Annotated in this window: 22 protein-coding genes; 13 read left to right on the top strand and 9 right to left on the bottom strand. The window is 41.1% G+C overall.

Annotated features, from left to right (window positions below):
• Nucleotides 1-32 precede the first annotated feature (32 nt).
• Genes CHB71_RS03650 through CHB71_RS03635 form a run of 4 tightly spaced genes read right to left on the bottom strand, consistent with a single transcriptional unit; the run spans nucleotide 33 to nucleotide 2,513 of the window.
• Entirely contained in the window at nucleotides 33-821 is a 789-nt protein-coding gene (locus CHB71_RS03650; protein ID WP_089355513.1) for an amidohydrolase, read from the bottom strand.
• Entirely contained in the window at nucleotides 821-1,369 is a 549-nt protein-coding gene (gene def, locus CHB71_RS03645; RefSeq protein WP_089355512.1) for a peptide deformylase, read from the bottom strand. The genes CHB71_RS03650 and def overlap by 1 nt, the downstream gene beginning before the upstream one ends.
• Nucleotides 1,369-1,779, bottom strand: coding sequence for a Holliday junction resolvase RuvX (gene ruvX / locus CHB71_RS03640; protein ID WP_089355511.1), 411 nt, complete (start codon nucleotides 1,777-1,779; stop codon nucleotides 1,369-1,371). The genes def and ruvX overlap by 1 nt, the downstream gene beginning before the upstream one ends.
• A complete protein-coding gene (locus CHB71_RS03635) occupies nucleotides 1,779-2,513 on the bottom strand; it encodes a hypothetical protein (RefSeq protein ID WP_089355510.1) in 735 nt (244 codons plus the stop codon). The genes ruvX and CHB71_RS03635 overlap by 1 nt, the downstream gene beginning before the upstream one ends.
• Before the next feature lie 65 nt (nucleotides 2,514-2,578).
• Here CHB71_RS03635 and CHB71_RS03630 point away from each other — a divergent pair, with 65 nt between their 5' ends.
• Both CHB71_RS03630 and CHB71_RS03625 read left to right on the top strand, forming a co-directional pair.
• Entirely contained in the window at nucleotides 2,579-4,210 is a 1,632-nt protein-coding gene (locus CHB71_RS03630) for a S41 family peptidase (RefSeq protein WP_089355509.1), read from the top strand.
• A gap of 1 nt (nucleotide 4,211) precedes the next feature.
• Nucleotides 4,212-5,366 carry a homogentisate 1,2-dioxygenase gene (locus CHB71_RS03625; RefSeq protein ID WP_089355508.1) on the top strand — a complete coding sequence of 385 codons (1,155 nt, stop codon included), beginning with the start codon at nucleotides 4,212-4,214 and terminating at the stop codon, nucleotides 5,364-5,366.
• A gap of 6 nt (nucleotides 5,367-5,372) precedes the next feature.
• Here the strand turns inward: CHB71_RS03625 and CHB71_RS03620 are convergent, their stop codons facing one another.
• Complete coding sequence (locus CHB71_RS03620; protein WP_089355507.1) at nucleotides 5,373-6,989, bottom strand: FG-GAP-like repeat-containing protein; 1,617 nt, start codon at nucleotides 6,987-6,989, stop codon at nucleotides 5,373-5,375.
• Nucleotides 6,990-7,348: 359 nt separating this feature from the next.
• Between CHB71_RS03620 and CHB71_RS03615 the strand changes: the two genes are divergently transcribed.
• The 4 genes from CHB71_RS03615 to CHB71_RS03600 all read left to right on the top strand — a co-directional run bounded on the left by CHB71_RS03615 (nucleotide 7,349) and on the right by CHB71_RS03600 (nucleotide 10,954).
• Complete coding sequence (locus CHB71_RS03615) at nucleotides 7,349-7,591, top strand: hypothetical protein (protein WP_089355506.1); 243 nt, start codon at nucleotides 7,349-7,351, stop codon at nucleotides 7,589-7,591.
• Between the two features lie 80 nt (nucleotides 7,592-7,671).
• Nucleotides 7,672-8,586 (top strand): hypothetical protein, encoded by a 915-nt coding sequence (locus CHB71_RS03610; protein WP_089355505.1) that lies wholly within the window; start codon nucleotides 7,672-7,674, stop codon nucleotides 8,584-8,586.
• Nucleotides 8,587-8,595: 9 nt separating this feature from the next.
• The gene (locus tag CHB71_RS03605; protein WP_089355504.1) at nucleotides 8,596-10,020 is read left to right on the top strand and encodes an SLC13 family permease; all 1,425 of its coding nucleotides are present in this window, start codon (nucleotides 8,596-8,598) and stop codon (nucleotides 10,018-10,020) included.
• Nucleotides 10,021-10,117: 97 nt separating this feature from the next.
• A complete protein-coding gene (locus CHB71_RS03600) occupies nucleotides 10,118-10,954 on the top strand; it encodes a C-type lectin domain-containing protein (protein WP_089355503.1) in 837 nt (278 codons plus the stop codon).
• A 54-nt stretch (nucleotides 10,955-11,008) separates the two neighbouring features.
• Here CHB71_RS03600 and CHB71_RS03595 read toward each other — a convergent pair whose 3' ends face one another.
• Genes CHB71_RS03595 through dusB form a run of 3 tightly spaced genes read right to left on the bottom strand, consistent with a single transcriptional unit; the run spans nucleotide 11,009 to nucleotide 13,412 of the window.
• Nucleotides 11,009-11,905: a DMT family transporter gene (locus CHB71_RS03595; RefSeq protein ID WP_089355502.1), complete on the bottom strand. Its 897-nt coding sequence runs from the start codon at nucleotides 11,903-11,905 to the stop codon at nucleotides 11,009-11,011.
• Nucleotides 11,906-11,950: 45 nt separating this feature from the next.
• A complete protein-coding gene (locus CHB71_RS19175; RefSeq protein ID WP_089355501.1) occupies nucleotides 11,951-12,418 on the bottom strand; it encodes a PH domain-containing protein in 468 nt (155 codons plus the stop codon).
• 4 nt (nucleotides 12,419-12,422) lie between these two features.
• Nucleotides 12,423-13,412 carry a tRNA dihydrouridine synthase DusB gene (dusB, locus tag CHB71_RS03585; protein WP_089355500.1) on the bottom strand — a complete coding sequence of 330 codons (990 nt, stop codon included), beginning with the start codon at nucleotides 13,410-13,412 and terminating at the stop codon, nucleotides 12,423-12,425.
• A 35-nt stretch (nucleotides 13,413-13,447) separates the two neighbouring features.
• Here dusB and CHB71_RS03580 point away from each other — a divergent pair, with 35 nt between their 5' ends.
• From CHB71_RS03580 to CHB71_RS03555, 6 genes are all read left to right on the top strand, one after another.
• Nucleotides 13,448-14,320, top strand: coding sequence for a CPBP family intramembrane glutamic endopeptidase (locus CHB71_RS03580; RefSeq protein WP_089355499.1), 873 nt, complete (start codon nucleotides 13,448-13,450; stop codon nucleotides 14,318-14,320).
• Complete coding sequence (locus CHB71_RS03575; protein WP_089355498.1) at nucleotides 14,313-14,519, top strand: hypothetical protein; 207 nt, start codon at nucleotides 14,313-14,315, stop codon at nucleotides 14,517-14,519. The genes CHB71_RS03580 and CHB71_RS03575 overlap by 8 nt, the downstream gene beginning before the upstream one ends.
• A complete protein-coding gene (locus CHB71_RS03570) occupies nucleotides 14,512-15,330 on the top strand; it encodes a phosphatidate cytidylyltransferase (protein WP_089355497.1) in 819 nt (272 codons plus the stop codon). Before CHB71_RS03575 ends, CHB71_RS03570 begins: the two co-directional genes overlap by 8 nt.
• A 67-nt stretch (nucleotides 15,331-15,397) precedes the next feature.
• A complete protein-coding gene (locus tag CHB71_RS03565; RefSeq protein WP_089355496.1) occupies nucleotides 15,398-16,672 on the top strand; it encodes a Glu/Leu/Phe/Val family dehydrogenase in 1,275 nt (424 codons plus the stop codon).
• A 105-nt stretch (nucleotides 16,673-16,777) separates the two neighbouring features.
• On the top strand, nucleotides 16,778-17,434 hold the full coding sequence (locus CHB71_RS03560) for a phosphatidylserine decarboxylase family protein (RefSeq protein ID WP_089355495.1): 657 nt from the start codon (nucleotides 16,778-16,780) through the stop codon (nucleotides 17,432-17,434).
• 29 nt (nucleotides 17,435-17,463) lie between these two features.
• Nucleotides 17,464-18,168, top strand: coding sequence for a hypothetical protein (locus CHB71_RS03555; protein ID WP_089355494.1), 705 nt, complete (start codon nucleotides 17,464-17,466; stop codon nucleotides 18,166-18,168).
• Here CHB71_RS03555 and guaB read toward each other — a convergent pair whose 3' ends face one another.
• Nucleotides 18,169-19,638 (bottom strand): IMP dehydrogenase, encoded by a 1,470-nt coding sequence (gene guaB, locus CHB71_RS03550; RefSeq protein WP_089355493.1) that lies wholly within the window; start codon nucleotides 19,636-19,638, stop codon nucleotides 18,169-18,171.
• A 185-nt stretch (nucleotides 19,639-19,823) separates the two neighbouring features.
• Between guaB and pnuC the strand changes: the two genes are divergently transcribed.
• Nucleotides 19,824-20,432, top strand: a complete 609-nt coding sequence (gene pnuC / locus CHB71_RS03545) for a nicotinamide riboside transporter PnuC (protein ID WP_089355492.1) — start codon at nucleotides 19,824-19,826, stop codon at nucleotides 20,430-20,432.
• The last annotated feature ends 59 nt before the right edge of the window (nucleotides 20,433-20,491 follow it).

The raw sequence follows: 20,491 nt of genomic DNA, 5'->3' as shown, positions 1-20,491 counted from the left end.
AAATAATAGGAGTTGGTCAGCTTGTTGACTTTTTATTTCAGCTCAAACTCATCCGAATCTTCCTGGAATGGGAAATTCTCGCGATATTCCTTTAAATCACTAGCTGATAGTGTTGTAGTAAGAATTTCTTCTTTGCTTTCTGAAAAAACCAATTGATCGCCTTTAGGAGAATACACCCCGGAGTGACCATTGTAATCTTTGGGGAAACCATCGGTTCCTACTCTGTTTACTCCGGCGCAATATGAAAGATTTTCAATGGCCCTTGCCTCCAGCAGAGTATCCCATGCATTAACTCTTGTATCTGGCCAGTTGGCTACATACAGAAGGAGGTCGTACTCATAAATTGAGGTGGAAGACTTTTTAGACCTTGCCCAAACAGGGAATCGCAAATCATAACAGATCATCGGATGGATGCGCCAGCCTTCATATTGAATTATCAATCGCTCTGTACCTGCTGTATAGGTATCTCCCTCAGTTGCCAGATTAAAGAGATGTTTTTTATCGTACTGCTTAGATGAGCCATCCGGATACACAAAGTATAAGCGATTATAAAAATTGCCCTGCTCTTTCGTAATAACACTCCCGGTAATGGCCAGCTTTCGCTGAATGGCCATCTGTCTCATCCATTTGAATGTCTTTCCACCTGGTGGCTCAGCAAGCTTGTCGGCACTCATGGAGAAGCCAGTAGTAAACATTTCAGGAAGAACAACAAGGTCTGTTTGATCTACAGACCAAATCATTTCCTCAAACATGGCAAGGTTAGCATCTATTTCTTCCCAATGGAGGTCTGCCTGAAAGAGTGAAATCGTCAAGTCTTTCATCACCTCGGCACTTTCACACGATACTCAGCATCGGTTTTTCCCTTGCTGATATTAGCCAGCTTTCCTTTGAGTAGTCGCTTTTTAAAAGGTGTGAGATAATCTGTAAATAATTTTCCCTCAATGTGATCGTACTCATGCTGAATCACACGAGCTTTCATCCCGTCAAAAGTTTTTTCGTGCAGCTCCCAGTTTTCATCAAAGTATTCAATTTTGATCTGTGGCTTCCTATTGACATCTGCACGTACACCGGGAATACTTAAACACCCCTCTTCAAATGCCCACTCCTCTCCGAGCTCTTCGATCATCACTGGATTAATAAACGCTTGCTTCAGCCCATTTTCTTCGTCCTCCTCCATGGGATTTGTATCTACTACGAACACGCGTAATGATTCTCCTACCTGAGGAGCAGCCAAACCCACTCCCTGGGCAGCATACATGGTTTCAAACATGCTTTCAACAAACTCCACAACAGATTCATCATTCTCTGCTACTTCTTTGGCCTTTTTCTTTAAAACCGGATCCCCGTACAATACGATTGGAAAAATCATTAATTACTAGCTAAATATGATTGCAAAATTATTGTTGCGCTAACCTTATCTACATTCCCCTTATTTCTTCTATCCTTCTTCTTCATCCCACCAGCGATCATGGCGTCCATTGCCATCTTGGAAGTAAAGCGCTCATCGTGCAAAATTAATTCCATCGAAGGGAATACTTTTTTGAATCGGTTAATAAATGCCTGAACTAAGGGGGTAGCATTGGTATCACGTCCATCTGTATTTTTGGGCATACCGATAATCACCCTGCTCACTTCTTCCTTCTGGAAATAATCCTTTAAAAAATTCTCCAAGGTATGACTTGCAACAACATCTAAAGGCGATGCTATGATGCCAAGCGGATCGGTAACTGCAAGGCCCGTACGCTTTGCACCGTAATCAATAGCCAATATTCTTGGCATCAGTTAAGTTTTGATAGTGTTTGAATTCTTTTTTGAACTGCCTTTTGCAACTCGATGGCTTTCGGGAAAAAGATATGGTTCTCAATTTCTGCATGGTAAACCATTTCCCGATCAAAGGCTTTTATCTCATTGATTAGCACACGATCATGAAGATTTACTGGTTGTATCGTAGCAATTAAGTCTCTTATTGCACCAAATTCATCATCATCCTGATGATCTTCAAATTCCAGGCTAAGGGAATAGTCACCAAAATCTTGGTGCAACTGCAAAAAAGCTGATGGCGATCCTTTTTTCGTCTGACACAACAATTCAATGAATTTGAAAGTGGTGTCTTCCTCCTCATAAATATGTTTAATGAAATCTTCAATAAACTCGGTTAGCAAATTCTGAAGTCCTTCATCCCTATTCCATTTCTTAGCTAGATGCACAATGTAAGGAAGCTTTTCTTTGATGAATACATAATGCGCATGCTTCAAATACTCTACGAGCAATTGAATAGGATAGGACTCTAATTCATTAAAACTGAAACGATTGCATGAGTCGAAATGATAAAATGCCTTTATCACAAGCTGACGATCCAGTCCTTTCTCACTGCAGATCTCATTAAGTTTCTTATCAGGAGCCTCAAAAAAGTCAATTCCTAAATAGTGTAATGCTCGTGCATACACGTAATTTTCATCTACAACCTGTCCGATGGTTTTTTCGAAGACCATATACAAAAATAACTCCTTCATCAACGCAAGTCAACACTTTGATGTTCAATGCGTTCATTCCTTGAAATAAGCCTTATTTTTGAATTATGAGTACACATAAAAATTCAAAAGGAGCTGTACGTCTCCCTTTATACGTAGCGATTACCCTTTGTATTGGTGTTTTTATTGGCGCTAATATGGCAGGATCTTCAACCACAACCGCGTCTGACTTCATGAAGAGCCTGACTAAATTTCGTCAGGTGCTCACACATATTGAGAATGATTATGTAGATGAAGTGAACAGTGAAGATCTGGTAGAAAGCGCTATTACAAATATGCTCGAAGATCTGGACCCACACACCTCATATATTCCGGCTAAGGACCTAGAGTTGATTCAATCGCGTCTGGAAGGTAACTATGAAGGGGTCGGTATTGAATTTAACATCTTTAAAGACACCATCCATGTGGTTAGCCCTTTAAGCGGAGGACCTTCTGAAAAATTGGGGATCAGAGCAGGAGATAAAATTATCAAAGTAGATGGCGAGCGAGTAGCCGGAATAGGAATTAACAATCAGCGGGTTGTGGAGCTTTTGAGAGGCCCAGGTGGCTCTAAGGTAACCGTAAGCATCAAACGAGATGGGGAAGATGATCTGATCGATTATACAATAGAAAGAGATGTTATCCCACAATTTTCTGTAGACGTATCCTACATGGTAGATGATGAAATCGGGTACATAAAAGTCGCACGATTTGCCAATTCAACTTATCTGGAGTTTAAAGAGGCACTGCTTAAACTAAAAGATCAAGGTATGAAAAAACTGGTGATCGATCTGACCGGGAATCCGGGAGGCTATCTCAACAGAGCAGTACAGATAGCAGACGAGCTTCTGGCAGACAGGCAAATGATCGTGTACACAGATGGGAAAGAAAAACGATATGCTGAGCAGCACTATTCGGGCGAGCCGGGAGATTTTGAAGAAGGATCATTAGTGATAATGGTGGATGAAGGTTCGGCATCTGCTTCTGAGATCGTGGCGGGAGCTATGCAGGATCACGACAGAGGGCTCATCGTTGGTCGCAGATCATTCGGAAAAGGACTGGTACAGCTCCCAATTGATTTAAATGACGGCTCTGAACTTCGACTGACTATTTCAAGGTATTATACACCCAGTGGACGAAGTATTCAAAAAACCTATTCAAATGGCAAACTGGATGAATATTACATGGAGGCTTATGAACGATATGAAAATGGAGAGGTTTATTCATCTGACAGCATCAAAAACATTGACACATTGGCCTTTAAAACTGACAAAGGAAGAATTGTTTATGGAGGTGGAGGTATAACACCGGATGTATTTGTGCCGCTAGACACTGCTTATAATACCCGTTACCTCAACAGACTGTTTAGTACCAATTCTATTCAGGAATACACTGTAATGTATGCTCAGGAAAACAGAGAAGAACTGGAAAGAATGGGCTATGAAAAATTCAAAAATGAGTTTGAAATTAGCGAACAAATGCTAGCTGATTTGGTTAGTGTTTCAGAGGGTAATGGCCTATCTTTTAATGAGTTAGAATATAAACGATCACGAAAGTTGTTAAAACAACTAATGAGAGCTTATATTGCACGCGGAATTTGGGACAATGAAGGGTTCTATCCCATATTTAATCAGCAGGATGAGATTTTTCAAAAGGCCATTCAGCTGATGGACGAAGCAGATAAAATAGCGCAACGTTAATATGACATACTATCACAAACTTGGAGAAATACCACCTAAACGACACACGCAGTTTAGGCAACCTGATGGCAGTCTGTATGCAGAGGAACTAGTGTCGTCAAGAGGCTTTTCAGGCATTTATTCGAACCTATATCACATCACTCCCCCAACGCGGGTAGAGAAGGTTGGGAAATCCATTTTCTGGAAAGAAGAAATTGCAGATTATTCTTTAAAGCAAACGCATCTAAATACTTCGAATGTTGAAACGACAGGCGATGATTTTTTGGAGGCACGTAAGGTTCTTTTGAAAAACAAGGATGTTTCAATGGCAATATGTCATCCAACATCGCGAAAAATGGACTATTACTATAAGAATGGTCAGGCCGATGAAGTGATCTTTATCCATGATGGCAATGGCTATCTCTACTCTCAGTTTGGCAAACTGCGCATTAAGCAGGGAGATTATGTTGTCATTCCCAGAACAACAATCTATCGACTTGAGTGGGATGAGGGTCCTCTTAAACTTTTGATTATCGAGTCCGCCAATCCTGTTGAGACGGTAAAACGATACAGAAACGAGCTAGGTCAGCTTTTAGAACACTCTCCATATTGTGAACGAGACATTCGGCCACCTTCAGAGTTAGTGACTGAAGATAAAGAAGGTGAATATCTGGTAAAAATCAAGCATGAGGATATGCTTCATGATTATTACTATAAGCACTCCCCATTTGATCTTGTTGGGTGGGATGGCTACTTATACCCATATGCATTGTCCATTCATGACTTTGAGCCAATAACAGGTAGGATTCATCAGCCACCTCCGGTACATCAGACATTTCAGGCCCACGGTTATGTTATTTGCTCTTTTGTACCCAGACTATTCGACTATCACCCTAAGGCTATTCCTGCGCCTTATAATCACTCCAACATAGACTCTGATGAAGTGTTGTATTACGTTGAAGGAAACTTCATGAGCAGAAAAGGAATTGATCGTGGTTCTTTCACTCTACATCCCGGTGGGTTGCCACATGGCCCACACCCTGGCACTGTAGAAGCAAGCATAGGAGCGAAGGAAACGGAAGAACTGGCTGTAATGCTTGACACCTTCGGCCCTATCCATGTGACTAAGACAGGACTACAGTATCTGGATGAGAACTATCCAATGAGCTGGAAATAAGGACGGTTATTCTTTGATGATTTTCTGGATAAATACCTGGTCGCCTAATCGTACCTTTAAAAAATAGGTGCCTGTAGCTAGATTTTGAATGCCCATTTTATGTTCAAGTAGGCCATCTCCTTTATGGATTTGAGAACTATTAATTTCTTTCCCATTCATGTTGAAAATCTCAATCAATACTGTACCGTAATAATCAGTTGAGCTTCTAATCGTGATATACTCATTTGCTGGATTAGGATAAATCATAGAAGTAGGTTCCTCTGATATGACAGATGTGACCATATCTTCATTAATCACAAGATACTGTCCCACATCAACATTTTGGAGCTCTGTTACATTTCCAGAGGGCCACTCCACCGTTAGCTTATCAACAGTGGTTGCATTTCCTAATCCAAAATGCATAGTCAAATTACCAGCATTAGGACCATGCCTGGAGCGTTGTTGTCTGTATTGCTTTCTTACCTTTCCATCAATTACTGCTTCTACGGTTACCCTAGCTCCAATCCCATTTGCATTTGATTCGGTTCCCTCAAGATTTAGACCCAGCCAACTATTTGTGTTACCAACATTCAACAAAATTTGATTTGGCGTTCCGCTATCATACCCAATGAAGGCATCTAGATTACCATCATGATTTATATCTCCAAACGTTAAGCTCATTGGTAAAGCGGGGTTAAACAGCTGCTGTTCGGTTAGTGATAATTTTGATTGTTTATATGTTTCTTCAAAGTTTATATGAGTAAGTATCCCGTTGTTATTTAGAAACAGAGAATGCCCAAAATTCCAATCAGAGATAAGTAAATCCAGATCACCATCATTATCAAGATCCCCCCATGAGCTACCTATCAAAAATGGATCATCTGCTATTGCAATTGTGTCGATTGTGAATCCTATGCCCTGATTATTAGTATATATTACTAGGTGGTTATTCAGCACACCAAAAAGATCTTCAAATCCATCATTGTTGTAGTCTCCCCAGCTGGTTCCTTGAATATCATCCTTGCGTTCAAAGGTTCCATCTCCCAAATTTTCATACAATGCACTACACATAAGATCCATATCACCATCATTATCAAAATCAGCCCATGTACTGAAATGAGAACCTGTAATCTGATTTGTTTCAGGTAAAAAAGTTGTTCCTTTATTTACATATAACCGATTATTATTATCAATATCAGTTAGTAATATGTCTAGCAATCCATCATTATTGAAATCAACGCATGATGCTTCATTATACCCATAGGAGTCATCTAAGATTATTTTTTCGTATGTGTTTCCAAAATTTATGTGGAGGGTGGTCGGAAGTGTGTCGTTCGTGGAAATTAAATCAAGCCTCCGATCATTATTTAAATCAACAATCGTTGGTGGATTCCCAGAATGGATAAATGAATCAGCAACAAAGTGGTTAACGCCATCATTTTGATAATAAATGTACCCGTCAAAAAAATCTATATCACCGTCTTGATCAAAATCTATCCACGTACCACCAACTCTCTGACCATCAAATGTGTATCCACCAGGAATGTATGACAGGTCCCCAGCATCAATTTCAGTAAAATGTATTTGACAGTTCGATTGATATGAAAACATTAGACATCCGAAGCATATAATCAATCTTTGCATAGACTACAATTCACCTGGTTAAATCAATAAATTTAAAAACGATCCTAACAGCCACCTTCACTTTGTGGCCACCTGCATTAGCACAATTTAATAAAGGCTAAAATAGGATAAGTATTTCTTTGATCTGAAAATAATGTAAGTGTGAATTTCTTGTAACCATTCGTACTAATCACGGTACTTTCTGTGCAATTCGGGTGATTATAATGCCTATTAGCATGAATTAAAGGTCTTAAAACATTCGAATTCGTAAAAATTAGGATGAGATGCAACTTTTCATGGTTCGCAATCATCCTTAAGGCAAGGTTAGGTTTTCAAAACAAGAAGTGATAGACGCTCATTTAGAAAAAGGACTAAGACTAATGAACCCCAAGCTCAACAAACTCATAACGCTACTGCTGATACTCGGCACCTTCGCTTTCCTGATGGAAGCTGAGGAAAGACTGTCATCTTTAGCAAACGAAGAGCTTTCCAAATGGGCGTCTTTACTTCCTGTGAACGAACCCGTGCAAGTAGACTCAATCAACCCTTATGCACAAAAAGTTTCCATCCTTCATATAATCCTTCAGGATACCCAAAAAAAAGATAAATCTGTTAACAATTAGGGGAGCAAAAGTTCGTACTGTTTCTAGAAATGTTGGCGGTTTTTTAAATCGTCTTATTTTTGTTAAAACTTGTCACCCGTATGAATAATGATTTTTACCTCGATTTCCTCGCTAAATGGCAGCAAATCGTATATATCCTGGTATTTGTGGTATTAGCAGTAGGTGTGTTGAATTACATCATCTACAAGATTTCCTTCATGTCAAAGAATACATACAAGGAAAAATTTGACCTTGCCAGTGAAAAAGAGACAAAGAAACTCCTGACCGGACACATCTTTGTAGCAATAGCACTTTTTCTCTTCTGCAATACGCTTGAGTATGAAACAATGAAGCTGGATGGAATCTGGTTTTTCATCCGACTATTCGTTTCAATGTGTATTGGCGTTCTGTATGGTTACATAGCTCAACTAATTCTGAAGTTTTACTACCCTGGAATTCTGGAGAAAAAATTGAAAAAGCTCAGATATACTCCTAGAGTAAACCCTGAAAATGGGAACAAAATGAAGCTTTTGAGTGAGTCTGAAGAAGATGCGTACCTCGATGAAGGGATGCAGGCAGAAGAAAATGTGTTCTCAGTAGATTATGATGTGTGGATTGATGAAGCCACCGGCTATACAAAAATCGAAAAGTACAAAGGTCATTTAAGCGCACTTGAATGTGACCGTTGCGGCTTCCAGACATTACGTTTAGAAAAAGAAGAAATCATCAAGGAAGCATCCGATACAGAAGATGGCGAGTTACTCAAAGAATTTAAATGTTCTTACTGTAATCGTATCAAGCGTAAGAATGTGGTGCTTTCGCATAAAATCAAAGACGCTTCCAGTGGTCAACTTATTGATGATCCTCTGACTCACGATGCGAGAATTTCAGTTGTAAGAATAGAAATTCACGGAAGTAAAGGAGAAGTAAGAGAGTATGATTTCCAGACATTGGATCAGGCAAAGAATTTTTTAAATGAATTTGATTTTGAGAAATTACAGGATGAGTCAATCTAACCCTGCTTCATGATCAGAAAAAGAATTGGGCTCGTTATCGGGCCCATTTTGTTTTGTGTCGTTTTCTTTCTCCATCCATTTGAGGATTTAAATGCTGAAGCCAATGCAGTCCTCGCTTCAACACTGTGGATTGCTACATGGTGGCTTTCCGAAGCACTTCCTATATCGGCAACAGCCCTGCTCCCCATCGCTTTATTGCCACTGTCAGGCGGAGCTCCAATAGCACAGACAACAGCTGCGTATGGAGATAAGATGCTCTTTCTTTTTGTGGGTGGTTTTATCATCGCCATAGCTATGCAACGATGGAATCTTCATCGCAGAATCGCCATTGAAATAATTTCTGCTGTTGGCACTAATGCCCAACTGATTGTTTTAGGTTTCATGCTGGCGACCGGGCTTTTATCCATGTGGATTTCCAATACGGCGACAACACTCATGATGGTCACGATAGCCACAGCTCTGATTGCAGAAATGAAAGAATTGACGGGCAAGGCCGGAAATATATTCTTTAAATCGCTATTGCTCGGGATTGCATTCTCTGCTTCAATAGGCGGAGTAGCTACACTAGTAGGAACCCCAACGAATCCCATTTTTGTATCCATCGCCTCCAAGCTCTACGCTCAGGAATTTAGTTTTGCCAGCTGGATGGCTTTTGCCCTTCCTTTTTCACTGGTAATGCTGGCTATTTGTTGGATTATTTTAACCAGAATTGTTTTTCCACTACATAAAATAAACATCTCGATAGGCCAGGAATTGATTCAAAAAGAAAAAGAGGCATTGGGTCAAATGAAACAAGAGGAAAAAGTAGTAGCCATTGTTTTTGTAATCACTGCCATTCTGTGGATTACCCGGTCATTTGTTCTCAATCAGTTTATACCTGGCATCAATGACACAGTAATAGCTATTGCTGCTGCATTGATGATGTTTATTCTGCCTTCTAAATCTCTAAACGGCAAACCACTTCTCACCTGGGAAGAGGCTGAAAAGCTACCTTGGGGAGTAATCATCCTTTTCGGCGGAGGTCTTTCACTAGCAGCAGCATTTCAAAGTTCTCAACTTGCCGAATGGTTAGGGTTGCAACTGATAGGCATTTCAGAATTACCTCTTTTTATAATCATTCTAATTGTGGCCCTTTCTGTCAACTTTCTTACGGAAGTCACATCGAATGTTGCAACTGCTTCGATTATGCTACCGGTGCTGGCCTCTTTAGCTGAAGCAATCGGTGTTCATCCATTCTTGCTGATGATCCCGGCAACCATGGCCGCTTCCTGCGCATTCATGTTACCAATAGCAACAGGACCCAACGCTATTGTATTTAGCTCAGGTGAATTAAAAATGAACGATATGGTAAGAGCTGGAGTATGGTTAAATATTATTTCCAGTATTGCAATCACCCTGCTTGTTTACTACATAATCCCTTCCTTTTTGAAGTAAAACCCGTCCAGCCAATTATTTCTTACTTATAAAACGCCTCAAAACGCAGGGGTTGATTGATTCTAATTGTTTCGTCTTCAAATCTAAAATTATAAGTATGAAGAACGTTTACATTATTTTAATTGCAGTTGGCTCATCCATCCTGTTCAGTTGTTCTGATGAGGAATCTCCATCGCTCAGTGATGCAAAGAAAATCACTAGTTTTTCAATTGATGGAGCAACTGTCTCAATAGATGAGAGTGGGAAAACTATATCAGCAGAGCTTCCTTTAGGATCTGAAGTAACTGCGCTGACTCCAACAATTGTAATCTCAGATAAAGCAACTGTTAGTCCGGCATCCGGTGAAGTTCAAAATTTCACAAATCCTGTAACTTATACGGTTACAGCAGAGGATGGAACAACTACATCTTATGTTGCTTCTGCAACAGTTGTAGAATGTGTTGATGAAGGCAATGTGATTTCATTCACATTTGACGGAAAGAATTATGAAATTGTGAAAGAAACAAAGACATGGAGAGATGCCGCCAGTTGTGCTGTAGAGCGAGGCGGCTATCTGGCTGAGATTAACTCTCTGGAGGAACAGAATGCTATTTATAGTCAAATTGAATCTTCTTCCATTAATGCTGCTTCAACTACAGCACCCGATGGTGGAAATGCATCTTATTTATGGCTTGGAGGAAATGATTTTGATACAGAAGGTAGCTGGATATGGGATGGCGATAATTCCGGAGAGGGCACGCCGTTCTGGATAGGAGATAGCTCCGGTTCACCTGTAGATGGAAGTTATACTAACTGGGGAAATGAACCTGACAATTTTCAAAATTCACAGCATACACTTGGGCTGGCAATAACAGATTGGCCATTAGGTTCGGCCGGACAATGGAATGACATAGACCATAATAACAATCTCTTTTTCATCATTGAATTTGATTGATAAAATACTTTGAGTTAATGAGTAAATGTTGCGTCTCAGAAAAAGGTGCAACATTTATTTTTTATGAGCAGCTCTGTTCGTATTGGCAATATACACCCCAATCCCAACAGCAATCATTCCGATGTAATGCATGAGATAAAGTCTTTCTCCGTCGAGGACGCCCCATCCAACAGCGAAAATTGGTATAATGTAAGTCACCGAAGAAGCAAACAATGCATCCTTCATTTGCAAAATCTTATTGAAGATAATCAGTGCTATTGCGGTACCTAAAACTCCTAACAATGAAATATAAAAGGTAGAGATACCAATCGCTTCCGTGCCGGTGGAGATTTTGTGATAAAAACCTGTGAAACCAAAAAGATAGATTGCTGCAATTGGTCCAACCAGTAATAATGAAACACTGGTTACTGTCACAGCATGCAGATCATTCAATTTTCGTTTGATGAGGTTTAAGTTTGATGCATAGCAAATAGTAGCAAGCACCACTAAAAGCGCGTAGGCATTGATTCCATTTATCGAGTTTCCTTCACCGGCTGTAATAAGAATCGCAGTACCAATAAATCCAATGATTACACCAATATAAACAGTACCAACCTGCTTTTGCTTTAAAAATATCAGTGCGATAAGAATGGTGAATATTGGAACCAGACCATTTAGGACTCCTGTGATGGCGCTCTCTAGTTGTGTTTGTGCAATGGCGAATAGAAATGCCGGAACCAGGCTTCCAAGTAGACCAACAGACACAAAATAAGGCAGCTTTGATTTTTCAATTGAGCTGAAACGCTTCAAGGCAGAAGGAAGCAAGAACAGGGAGGCAGACAAAATTCGAAGTGAGCCAACTTCCGCAGGCTCCAGTCCAATCAATCCCTTTTTGATCAGAATGAATGAACTCCCCCAAATGAAAGCCAAAATGAATAGCAGTACCCATGCCAAAGCAGACGATTTTTGCATTCACGCAAGTTAGATCAATCATCAGAAACAGCAGCCAACATGATCTTACAGCAGCCTATAAATAAGCCGAGTAAATAAAGAGTCATTTTCTATCTTCTTGTCCAAATTTATAAAGATAGATGAGTTAATTGACACTAGGTGGCTCACGAACTCCTCCTCCTTTTTAGGTGAGATCAGCACCCAGCCTCCCTGGAATTTTACTTTAAGTCTTTTGAGGGAGACCGCCGGAGAACTTAAAGGGTTAAAGCTTCTATTTATCGATTCAATCTTGCTAATAGGAATTTTATACATAGCTATTGGCCCGATCAAAATGAGGAGAGTGTCGTCCTTTATTTTATATTGGATTCCAAACCATATAATGGCTGTAAATGCAATAACTATCAAGAGGACAATGGTGAGTCTCGAATTGCCTATTTGCCATTGTGGATACGCTGAAAAAGCAAGTGTAAAAACCAATATTCCCCAAAGCAAGGTCCCTAACAAAATGCTCTTTCTTGACTTGAAAACGATCATAATTTTATACCATCACCTCCCCATAAACATCCGGAATCCGAAGCAGGGTCTCTTTCACTTCCTGATATGATTCAGACTCAACAAGTGTGGTTCGTGTGGGCTTAAAGTTTTGTATGCCTCTGAAATAATTGGTGTAGTGCCTTCTCATCTCAAATAGACCAAGCTTCTCCCCCTTCCATTCTATGGAAAAATCAAGGTGCTGAACAGCCACCCTCACTCGTTCATCCAACGACGGTGCTTCCAGAATCTCACCTGTTTTCATATAGTGCTTAATCTCATTGAAGATCCATGGATACCCAATGGCGGCACGACCAATCATGATTCCATCCACGCCGTATTTATTTCGGTACTCAAGTGCTTTTTCTGGTGAGTCTATATCTCCATTTCCAAAGATTGGAATATGAATACCCGGATCATTTTTCACTTCTGCAATTGGCTCCCAGTTGGCCTCCCCCTTATACATCTGCTTCCGTGTGCGCCCATGTATACTCAAGGCATGGATGCCCACATCCTGCAGTCGGTGTGCAACTTCCTGAATCTTAATTGTTGAATCATCCCACCCAAGTCTGGTCTTAACTGTAACAGGTTTATTGACTCGCTTCACAATCTCAGCAGTCATCTCCTGCATCTTCGGAAGATCCAATAGTATACCAGCTCCAGCACCTTTGCAGGCTACTTTCTTGACCGGACACCCATAGTTGATGTCAATAATTTCCGGATCAGCCTCCTCCGCGATGGATGCAGCCTCGCGCATGGATTCAATTTTGTCTCCAAAAATCTGAATCCCGATGGGGCGCTCATAATCGTAGATATCAAGCTTCTGAACACTCTTTTCAGCATGCCGAATCAATCCTTCCGAAGAAATAAATTCGGTATACATCAAATCGGCTCCATTCTGCTTGCATACGGCCCGAAATGGCGGATCACTTACATCCTCCATGGGTGCAAGAAGTAATGGAAACTCTCCTATTTCTATGTCGCTGATTTTAACCACCTTGAACGGTTATATTTGTCCGCAAAGTTAGCCATATGCAGGAGATTCTAAGAAATTACCCGGAGGATAAACAAAAAAACAGAGCGTTGATCTTTGGAATAATGCTCACAGCATACATTTCAGGAGTGATGATGCTGGGCAATAGTGGTGGAGAAGTGGATAACGACCTGATCCTTGGCATGGATCCAATATTCTTACTAGCTGTTCAGGGCATTGCTGCTACATTCATGTTTATCGGTGCTTCTGCGCTTTTTATTGGTGTGGCGTTGAAAATTCCTTTCACCGAATTTTTCCCAAAAATATCCTTGCAAACCATTGGTTTAACCATAGGTATATCCATCAGCTTCATGGTTGTCAATAGTGCTGTAGGTGAATGGAACATGAATATGGATTTTGGCAATTCTGAATGGGCAGAATGGGCAAGACGATCCGAAGAACAACTTAAAGTCTTAACAGAGCATTTAACCAACTTCAACTCTACCAGTCATTTTATCCTGGCACTAGTGGTCGTTGCTATTATCCCTGCCATTGGAGAAGAGTTGTTATTCAGAGGCCTCATCCAAAATCTATTTGCAAAAGCATTTGCTAATCCGCACATTGCCATTTGGGTAACAGGGCTCATATTTGCAGCCATTCATATGCAATTTTTCGGAGTTGTTCCAAGGATGTTTCTTGGGGTACTTTTTGGGTATCTTTATTTCTGGAGTGGCAAGTTAAGTGTGGCTATGATCGGTCACCTGGTTAACAATGGATTGGCACTAATAGCCCTTTATGTAGCTCAAAAAGACATTGTGGAAGTCTCACCTGAACAGATGGAGCAAGCTGCTCCCTGGCCGGCCATTTTGATTTTTGCTGTCATTTCTTTTTTACTTATCAGAATATTCTATAAAAAGTTCCAGCATGCGTGATTGGCAATCGGTCTTTAAAGACAACCGTGAGTACCGGGCGCTTATCGTAAAGGAAGTGCTTGAGGACTTAGACATGCAACCTGTCATTGTAAATAAAAAAGTTTCCGCTTATGGTTTCGGAAATTTCGAAATATTTGTGGCGCCTGATCAGGTGATCCGGGCAATTAAAATCATTAAAGAAGAAATAAAGTTTGAGTAAATACCCGGATTTAGCACCTCGCCTGTTTTCAGCACTTATTGGCGGCATGATCATCATTTTATCGCTCTTGTGGAGTGAGTGGGGGTTCTTTGCTGTATTTCTGTTTATCTCCTGCATGACCATGTGGGAGTTTTACAGACTCATGCGACTACAGAGTTATCTCCCAATACGATTATTAGGCGTGACCATTGGAGGCCTGCTTTTTATTTTAACTTTTCTGATTGAAACCGATATTTTGCCATCGCAGTATTACATGGCGCTCTTTCCCCTCGCATCGTTTGTGTTTCTGATCAAGCTTTACAAAAAGAGTGACGTCCACCCTTTCATCAATATTGCGCTTTTCTACCTCGGCATTTTATATGTCGCAGTACCATTTGCTCTCATAAACATTCTTGTTTTTTACAGTGGAGAATATTCCTACGAAATCATAATGGGTCTGCTTTTCCTGACCTGGGCGAATGATGTGGGGGCATATTTTTCGGGAATTCTTTTTGGTCGAAGAAAACTATTTGAACGCATATCACCCAATAAATCCTGGGAGGGAAGTATTGGTGGAGCTTGTACAGCTATTTTGACTGCTATTTTGATTGGTTTTTACTTCGAAGGACTGAACCCAATTGAGTGGATCAGTGTCTCTATCATCGTGGTGATTGCCGGTACCTATGGAGATCTGGTGGAGTCTCATTTCAAGCGCTCCATTCAGATCAAAGATTCCGGAACCATCATTCCCGGGCATGGTGGATTTCTAGACAGATTTGACAGTCTTTTAATCGCTGTTCCATTCGTAGTAGTTTTCTTGAAATTATTCTAAAGAGAGCGGAATTCAGCTTAGTTTTGCGCCTGTAAATAAACAACAACCCCGATTTTATTTTATTCCTATGGCATATATAGAACCCGCGCCAATAAAGGACAGAGACAATCCATTTGAATCCATGATGTCTCGTTTCCAGATTGCAGCTGAGCATCTCGGTTTGGATCAGGAAGTGTATGATGTGTTGAAGACCCCTGCCAAACAGGTGATTGTCTCCCTTCCAGTGACCATGGACAGTGGTTCCATCAAGGTATTTGAAGGATATCGTGTCATTCACTCCACCATTCTCGGCCCTTCTAAGGGTGGCGTGCGCTACGACATGGATGTCAATATCGATGAGGTGAAGGCTCTCGCAGCTTGGATGACATGGAAGTGTGCCGTTGTGGACATTCCTTACGGTGGTGCCAAAGGAGGAATTAAATGCAATCCACGTGAGATGTCAGCAGGTGAGGTTGAACGTTTAACAAGGGCGTTCACACAGGCTATGCATGATGTGTTTGGTAAAGATCGAGACATTCCTGCTCCGGATATGGGAACAGGGCCAAGAGAGATGGCGTGGATGATGGACCAATATTCCCGAAACCAGGGCATGACCATCAACTCCGTAGTGACTGGTAAGCCATTGGTGCTTGGAGGTTCTTTAGGAAGAGAAGAGGCAACCGGTAGAGGGGTTATGATTTCAGCCCTGGCTGCCATGGAAAAACAAAAAATTAATCCGTTCAAAGCCACCTGTGCCATTCAGGGATTTGGTAATGTGGGCTCGTGGGCAGCACAGCTTTTGGAAGAAAGGGGTGTGAACATCGTCGCTGTGAGTGACCTTTCCGGCGCATACTACAACGGCGAGGGCATCAACATCAAAAAAGCGATGGAATATCGCAACGCTAACAATGGAAGCCTTGAGGGATTTTCAGGAGCTGAAAAAATTGATCCGAATGAACTGCTTCTTCTTGAGGTGGATGTGCTTGTGCCTGCTGCTATTGAGGATGTAATCACGAAAGAAAACGCCGACAAAATCAAGGCGAAGATGATCGTAGAAGGAGCTAACGGCCCTACATCCGCAAAAGCAGATGCAATATTGAATGAAAAAGGAATCTTAGCCGTACCAGATATTCTGGCGAATGCTGGTGGTGTGACAGTATCTTACTTTGAGTGGGTTCAAAACCGACTGGGTTATGGCTGGACACGTGAGCGTGTAAGCAGACGCTCTGACCGTATCATGAAGACAGCTTTTGACAAAGTGTACAAAACGGCTCAGGACTATGGCGTAAGCATGCGTATTGCTGCCTACATAGTAGCGATTGATAAGGTGGCTAAGACGTACAAATACCGAGGCGGCTTCTAAGTCGCTAGCGACGGCAGCCATTTATTAAAACTGTCATTCTGAGCGCATGCGAAGAATCTCATAGATGCTTCACTTTGTTCAGCATGACATTCTAAATAATTCGACATGAGACTACACAAGGAAGGCTTAAAGATGATCCCATTGATGGCGGTGCTTACAGGTGGACTGTATGCCTTGCTTTATTGGCTGATCCCAATATTCATTGTGCAAATGATCCTTGCAGCTGCCGCAATTATTTTCATGATCCTGGTAGTCCGTTTTTTCCGATTCCCAAAAGTGGAAACGCCACCAAAAGATGGAGTAGTTTATGCTCCAGCAGAAGGAAAAGTAGTCGTTATTGAAAAGACCTATGAGGACGAATACCACAAAGAGGATCGCATCCAGGTTTCGATCTTCATGTCACCACTCAATGTGCATGTAAACAGAAGCCCGATCAAAGGAGTGGTTGATTTCTTTAAATATCATCCGGGCAAATTTTTAGTAGCCTGGCACCCAAAATCAAGTACGGAAAATGAGCGCACCTCTGTTGGCTTCAAAGCAGAAAATGGGGCGACTATTCTTATGCGTCAGATCGCCGGCGCTGTAGCGCGCCGAATCGCTTTCTATCCACAAGTAGGTGATGCAGTAGATCAAGGCTCACACGTTGGCTTCATACGCTTTGGTAGTCGGGTAGATTTATTCCTTCCACTAGATGCAGACATCAAAGTAAAAATTGGTGATTTGACGAAAGGTGGAGAGACTGAGGTGGCGGTTCTTTCATAATGTGGTTAGCTTTTTGTTAATCAATTAATATGAAGCAAATCATTAGCATTCTTCTTTTAGTACTTTCAAATAGTTCAATATATGCAGGTGGTTACGTCTGCCAACAATATAAAGTTGAATTGACCACTCTAAGTAAAAAGCACGAAGGATATGTCTTTTCGTCTTGGAACGAGCTTTATGAGAGGCATGAAGATTTAGAATTTCAGGAATTCTTCTTTGAGTATATAGCATATGAAGATGAAATTACTGTCTATCAAAAATTCTACACACTTAGTCCGAATAATTCAGATTCTCTTCTTGATGAAAGAGCGTATACTATAAAAGCTTTTTTACCAGAAGAAACTATAAAACTTAGGACATCAGATATAATTGAAGTCAATTTGATTGACATCTCGCCCTGCCAGGAATGGGTTGTTCCTCGCGATAAAAAAGATTTAGACTATTTCTATGCATCAACGGGTTGTTTTTCCATCATTGGTGACCTGAATAAGAATGAGATCGAGGTTTTCAATAATAAAACTCCGTACTTCCAAATTACACTTCACGATTCTTTTTTTGAGTATAGCGGTTACTCTTTCTATTCATTTAGTGAATCGATAGATAAAAGTGAAGTAAAGATACTATTTGATCAATTTATCAAAGAATCTAAGGCTAAATCTACAAGCTACAGTGATTTCAAGGAATACTTAAGGAAAATTAATGTGATACTAATCAAGACTGATTGTATAGCATAATCACTTCCTACTATAATTAGGTGCTTCCCGTGTAATATGAATATCGTGGGGGTGGCTTTCAGCTACTCCTGCACCTGAGATCTTCACAAACTTGGCTTCCTGTAAAGCTTCAATGCTTCCTGCACCGCAATAACCCATGCCTGCTTTTAGTCCACCTACCATTTGGTAAAGTACTTCTTGAACAGATCCTTTGAAAGGTACTCGACCGACGATTCCTTCCGGTACTAATTTTTTGATGTCATCTTCTGCATCCTGGAAGTATCGGTCTTTGGACCCTTCTTCCATCGCCTCCACCGAACCCATGCCCCGGTAAGATTTGAATTTTCTTCCTTCGTAAAGGATCACCTCTCCTGGAGCTTCTTCTGTACCGGCAAGCAATGACCCGATCATTACGGTATTTCCTCCTCCGGCGATGGCTTTTACCACGTCTCCTGAGAACCTGACTCCTCCATCTGCTACGACAGGAACCCCTGATCCTTTGATCGCTTGGGAAGACTCATACACTGCAGAAAGTTGCGGAACGCCAACTCCTGCAATAACTCTGGTAGTACAGATACTACCAGGTCCTACTCCAACTTTTATTGCATCAGCCCCTGCTTCGACCAGCGCTTTTGCTGCTTCGGGAGTTGCGATGTTTCCAACAATCGTCTCCAAGTCAGGAAAGGCCTTCTTGATTCTTTTAGCCATATCGATTACTCCTTTGGAGTGACCATGTGCGGTATCAATGGATACCAGATCAACACCCGCTTTGACTAAAGCAGCGATACGATCTTCGATATCTGGTGTCACACCAACAGCAGCACCCACTCTTAATCGGCCGTACTCATCTTTACATGCGTTGGGTCTGTCCTTGTTTTTAAGGATGTCTTTATACGTAATCAGTCCGGTTAGTTTACCGTTCTTATCAACTATTGGAAGCTTTTCGATTTTATGTTCCTGAAGAATTGCCTCAGCTTCATTCAGTCCAACCTCTGCCGTAGCTGTGATCAGATTGTCTTTCGTCATGATGTCCTTTACCGGCTTCTTAGGCATCTTCTCGAAACGTAAATCTCTGTTAGTTACAATACCAATGAGCTTATCATCTTTATCTACGACAGGGATTCCCCCAATTTTATTTTCTTTCATGATCGCCTCAGCATCTGCAACAGTAGCATCCACATGCAGGGTGATTGGGTCCAGAATCATTCCACTTTGCGATCGCTTTACTTTCCTCACCTGAATGGCCTGGTTATCGATCGTCATGTTCTTGTGAATAATGCCGATTCCGCCCTCTAGTGCCATGGCGATCGCTAGTTTCGCCTCGGTTACGGTATCCATCGCAGCTGAAACCAATGGAATATTTAGTCGGATATTTCGTGTGATCTGAGCAGACGTATCTGTATCACGTGGAAGTACTTCAGAATAACCGGGGAGAAGAAGCACATCATCGTAGGTGAGCGCTTCGAAGAGAAATTTGTCGTTTGTAGTCATGGCAAATAATACTGAACTGTAATGATTATTTGCCGTGCAAAATTATGTCGGTTCCATAGAATAAGTACTATGACAAGACATATTTTTACCGTATGGATGAGCATAACGCTCAACATGGTTATTGAGACATATCGAAAGAAAGAGATGATATGTAACAAGCGGCCTTATTTTAAATTTCAAATAATATGGAGATCTGGAATTCATTTTACGAGCAACTTTTAGAAACCACCTGGCTTGAGTTTATCGCCGTGATTTGCGGTATCCTCAGTGTTTGGTTTAGTAAACAGGAAAAAATTCTGGTTTATCCATTTGGGATAATTAGTGTGGTGATTTTTGTATATCTCACTTACGAGTATGGTTTGTATGCAGAAACGGGAATCAACACTTACTATTTCTTTATGAGTGTATATGGCTGGTGGAACTGGAAAAACACCAAGGATATTGGCAGAAGTCAAATTCCAATTACCAGAAGTACCGGATGGGGTCACGTGCTCAATGTTTCAACATTCATAGCTGCCTTCGTCATTATTTATCTGCTCCTTATAAAATTCACGGATAGTGATGTACCGATACTAGATGCTATGACTACTGGCCTTGCTGTGACAGGCATGTACCTGATGGCACTGAAAAAAATCGAACACTGGCTTTTCTGGATCGCCTGTGACCTGATTGCCATTCCACTTTATATCTATAAAGGCCTTCCGTTTACCAGCTTCCAATTTCTGGTGTTTACCTACATCGCTGTGCTTGGATGGCTGTCGTGGAGAAGAAAATTGTTGATGGGTGAGAATTAAAAAAATAAACTCTCCCCAACCCCTCTCTTGAAAGAGAGGGGAGAAATCTCTTCGAGATT

It is taken from the genome of Ekhidna lutea, assembly GCF_900188325.1.
GTDB classification, from domain to species: domain Bacteria; phylum Bacteroidota; class Bacteroidia; order Cytophagales; family Cyclobacteriaceae; genus Ekhidna; species Ekhidna lutea.
This window is presented reverse-complemented; position numbering and strand designations above follow the sequence as displayed.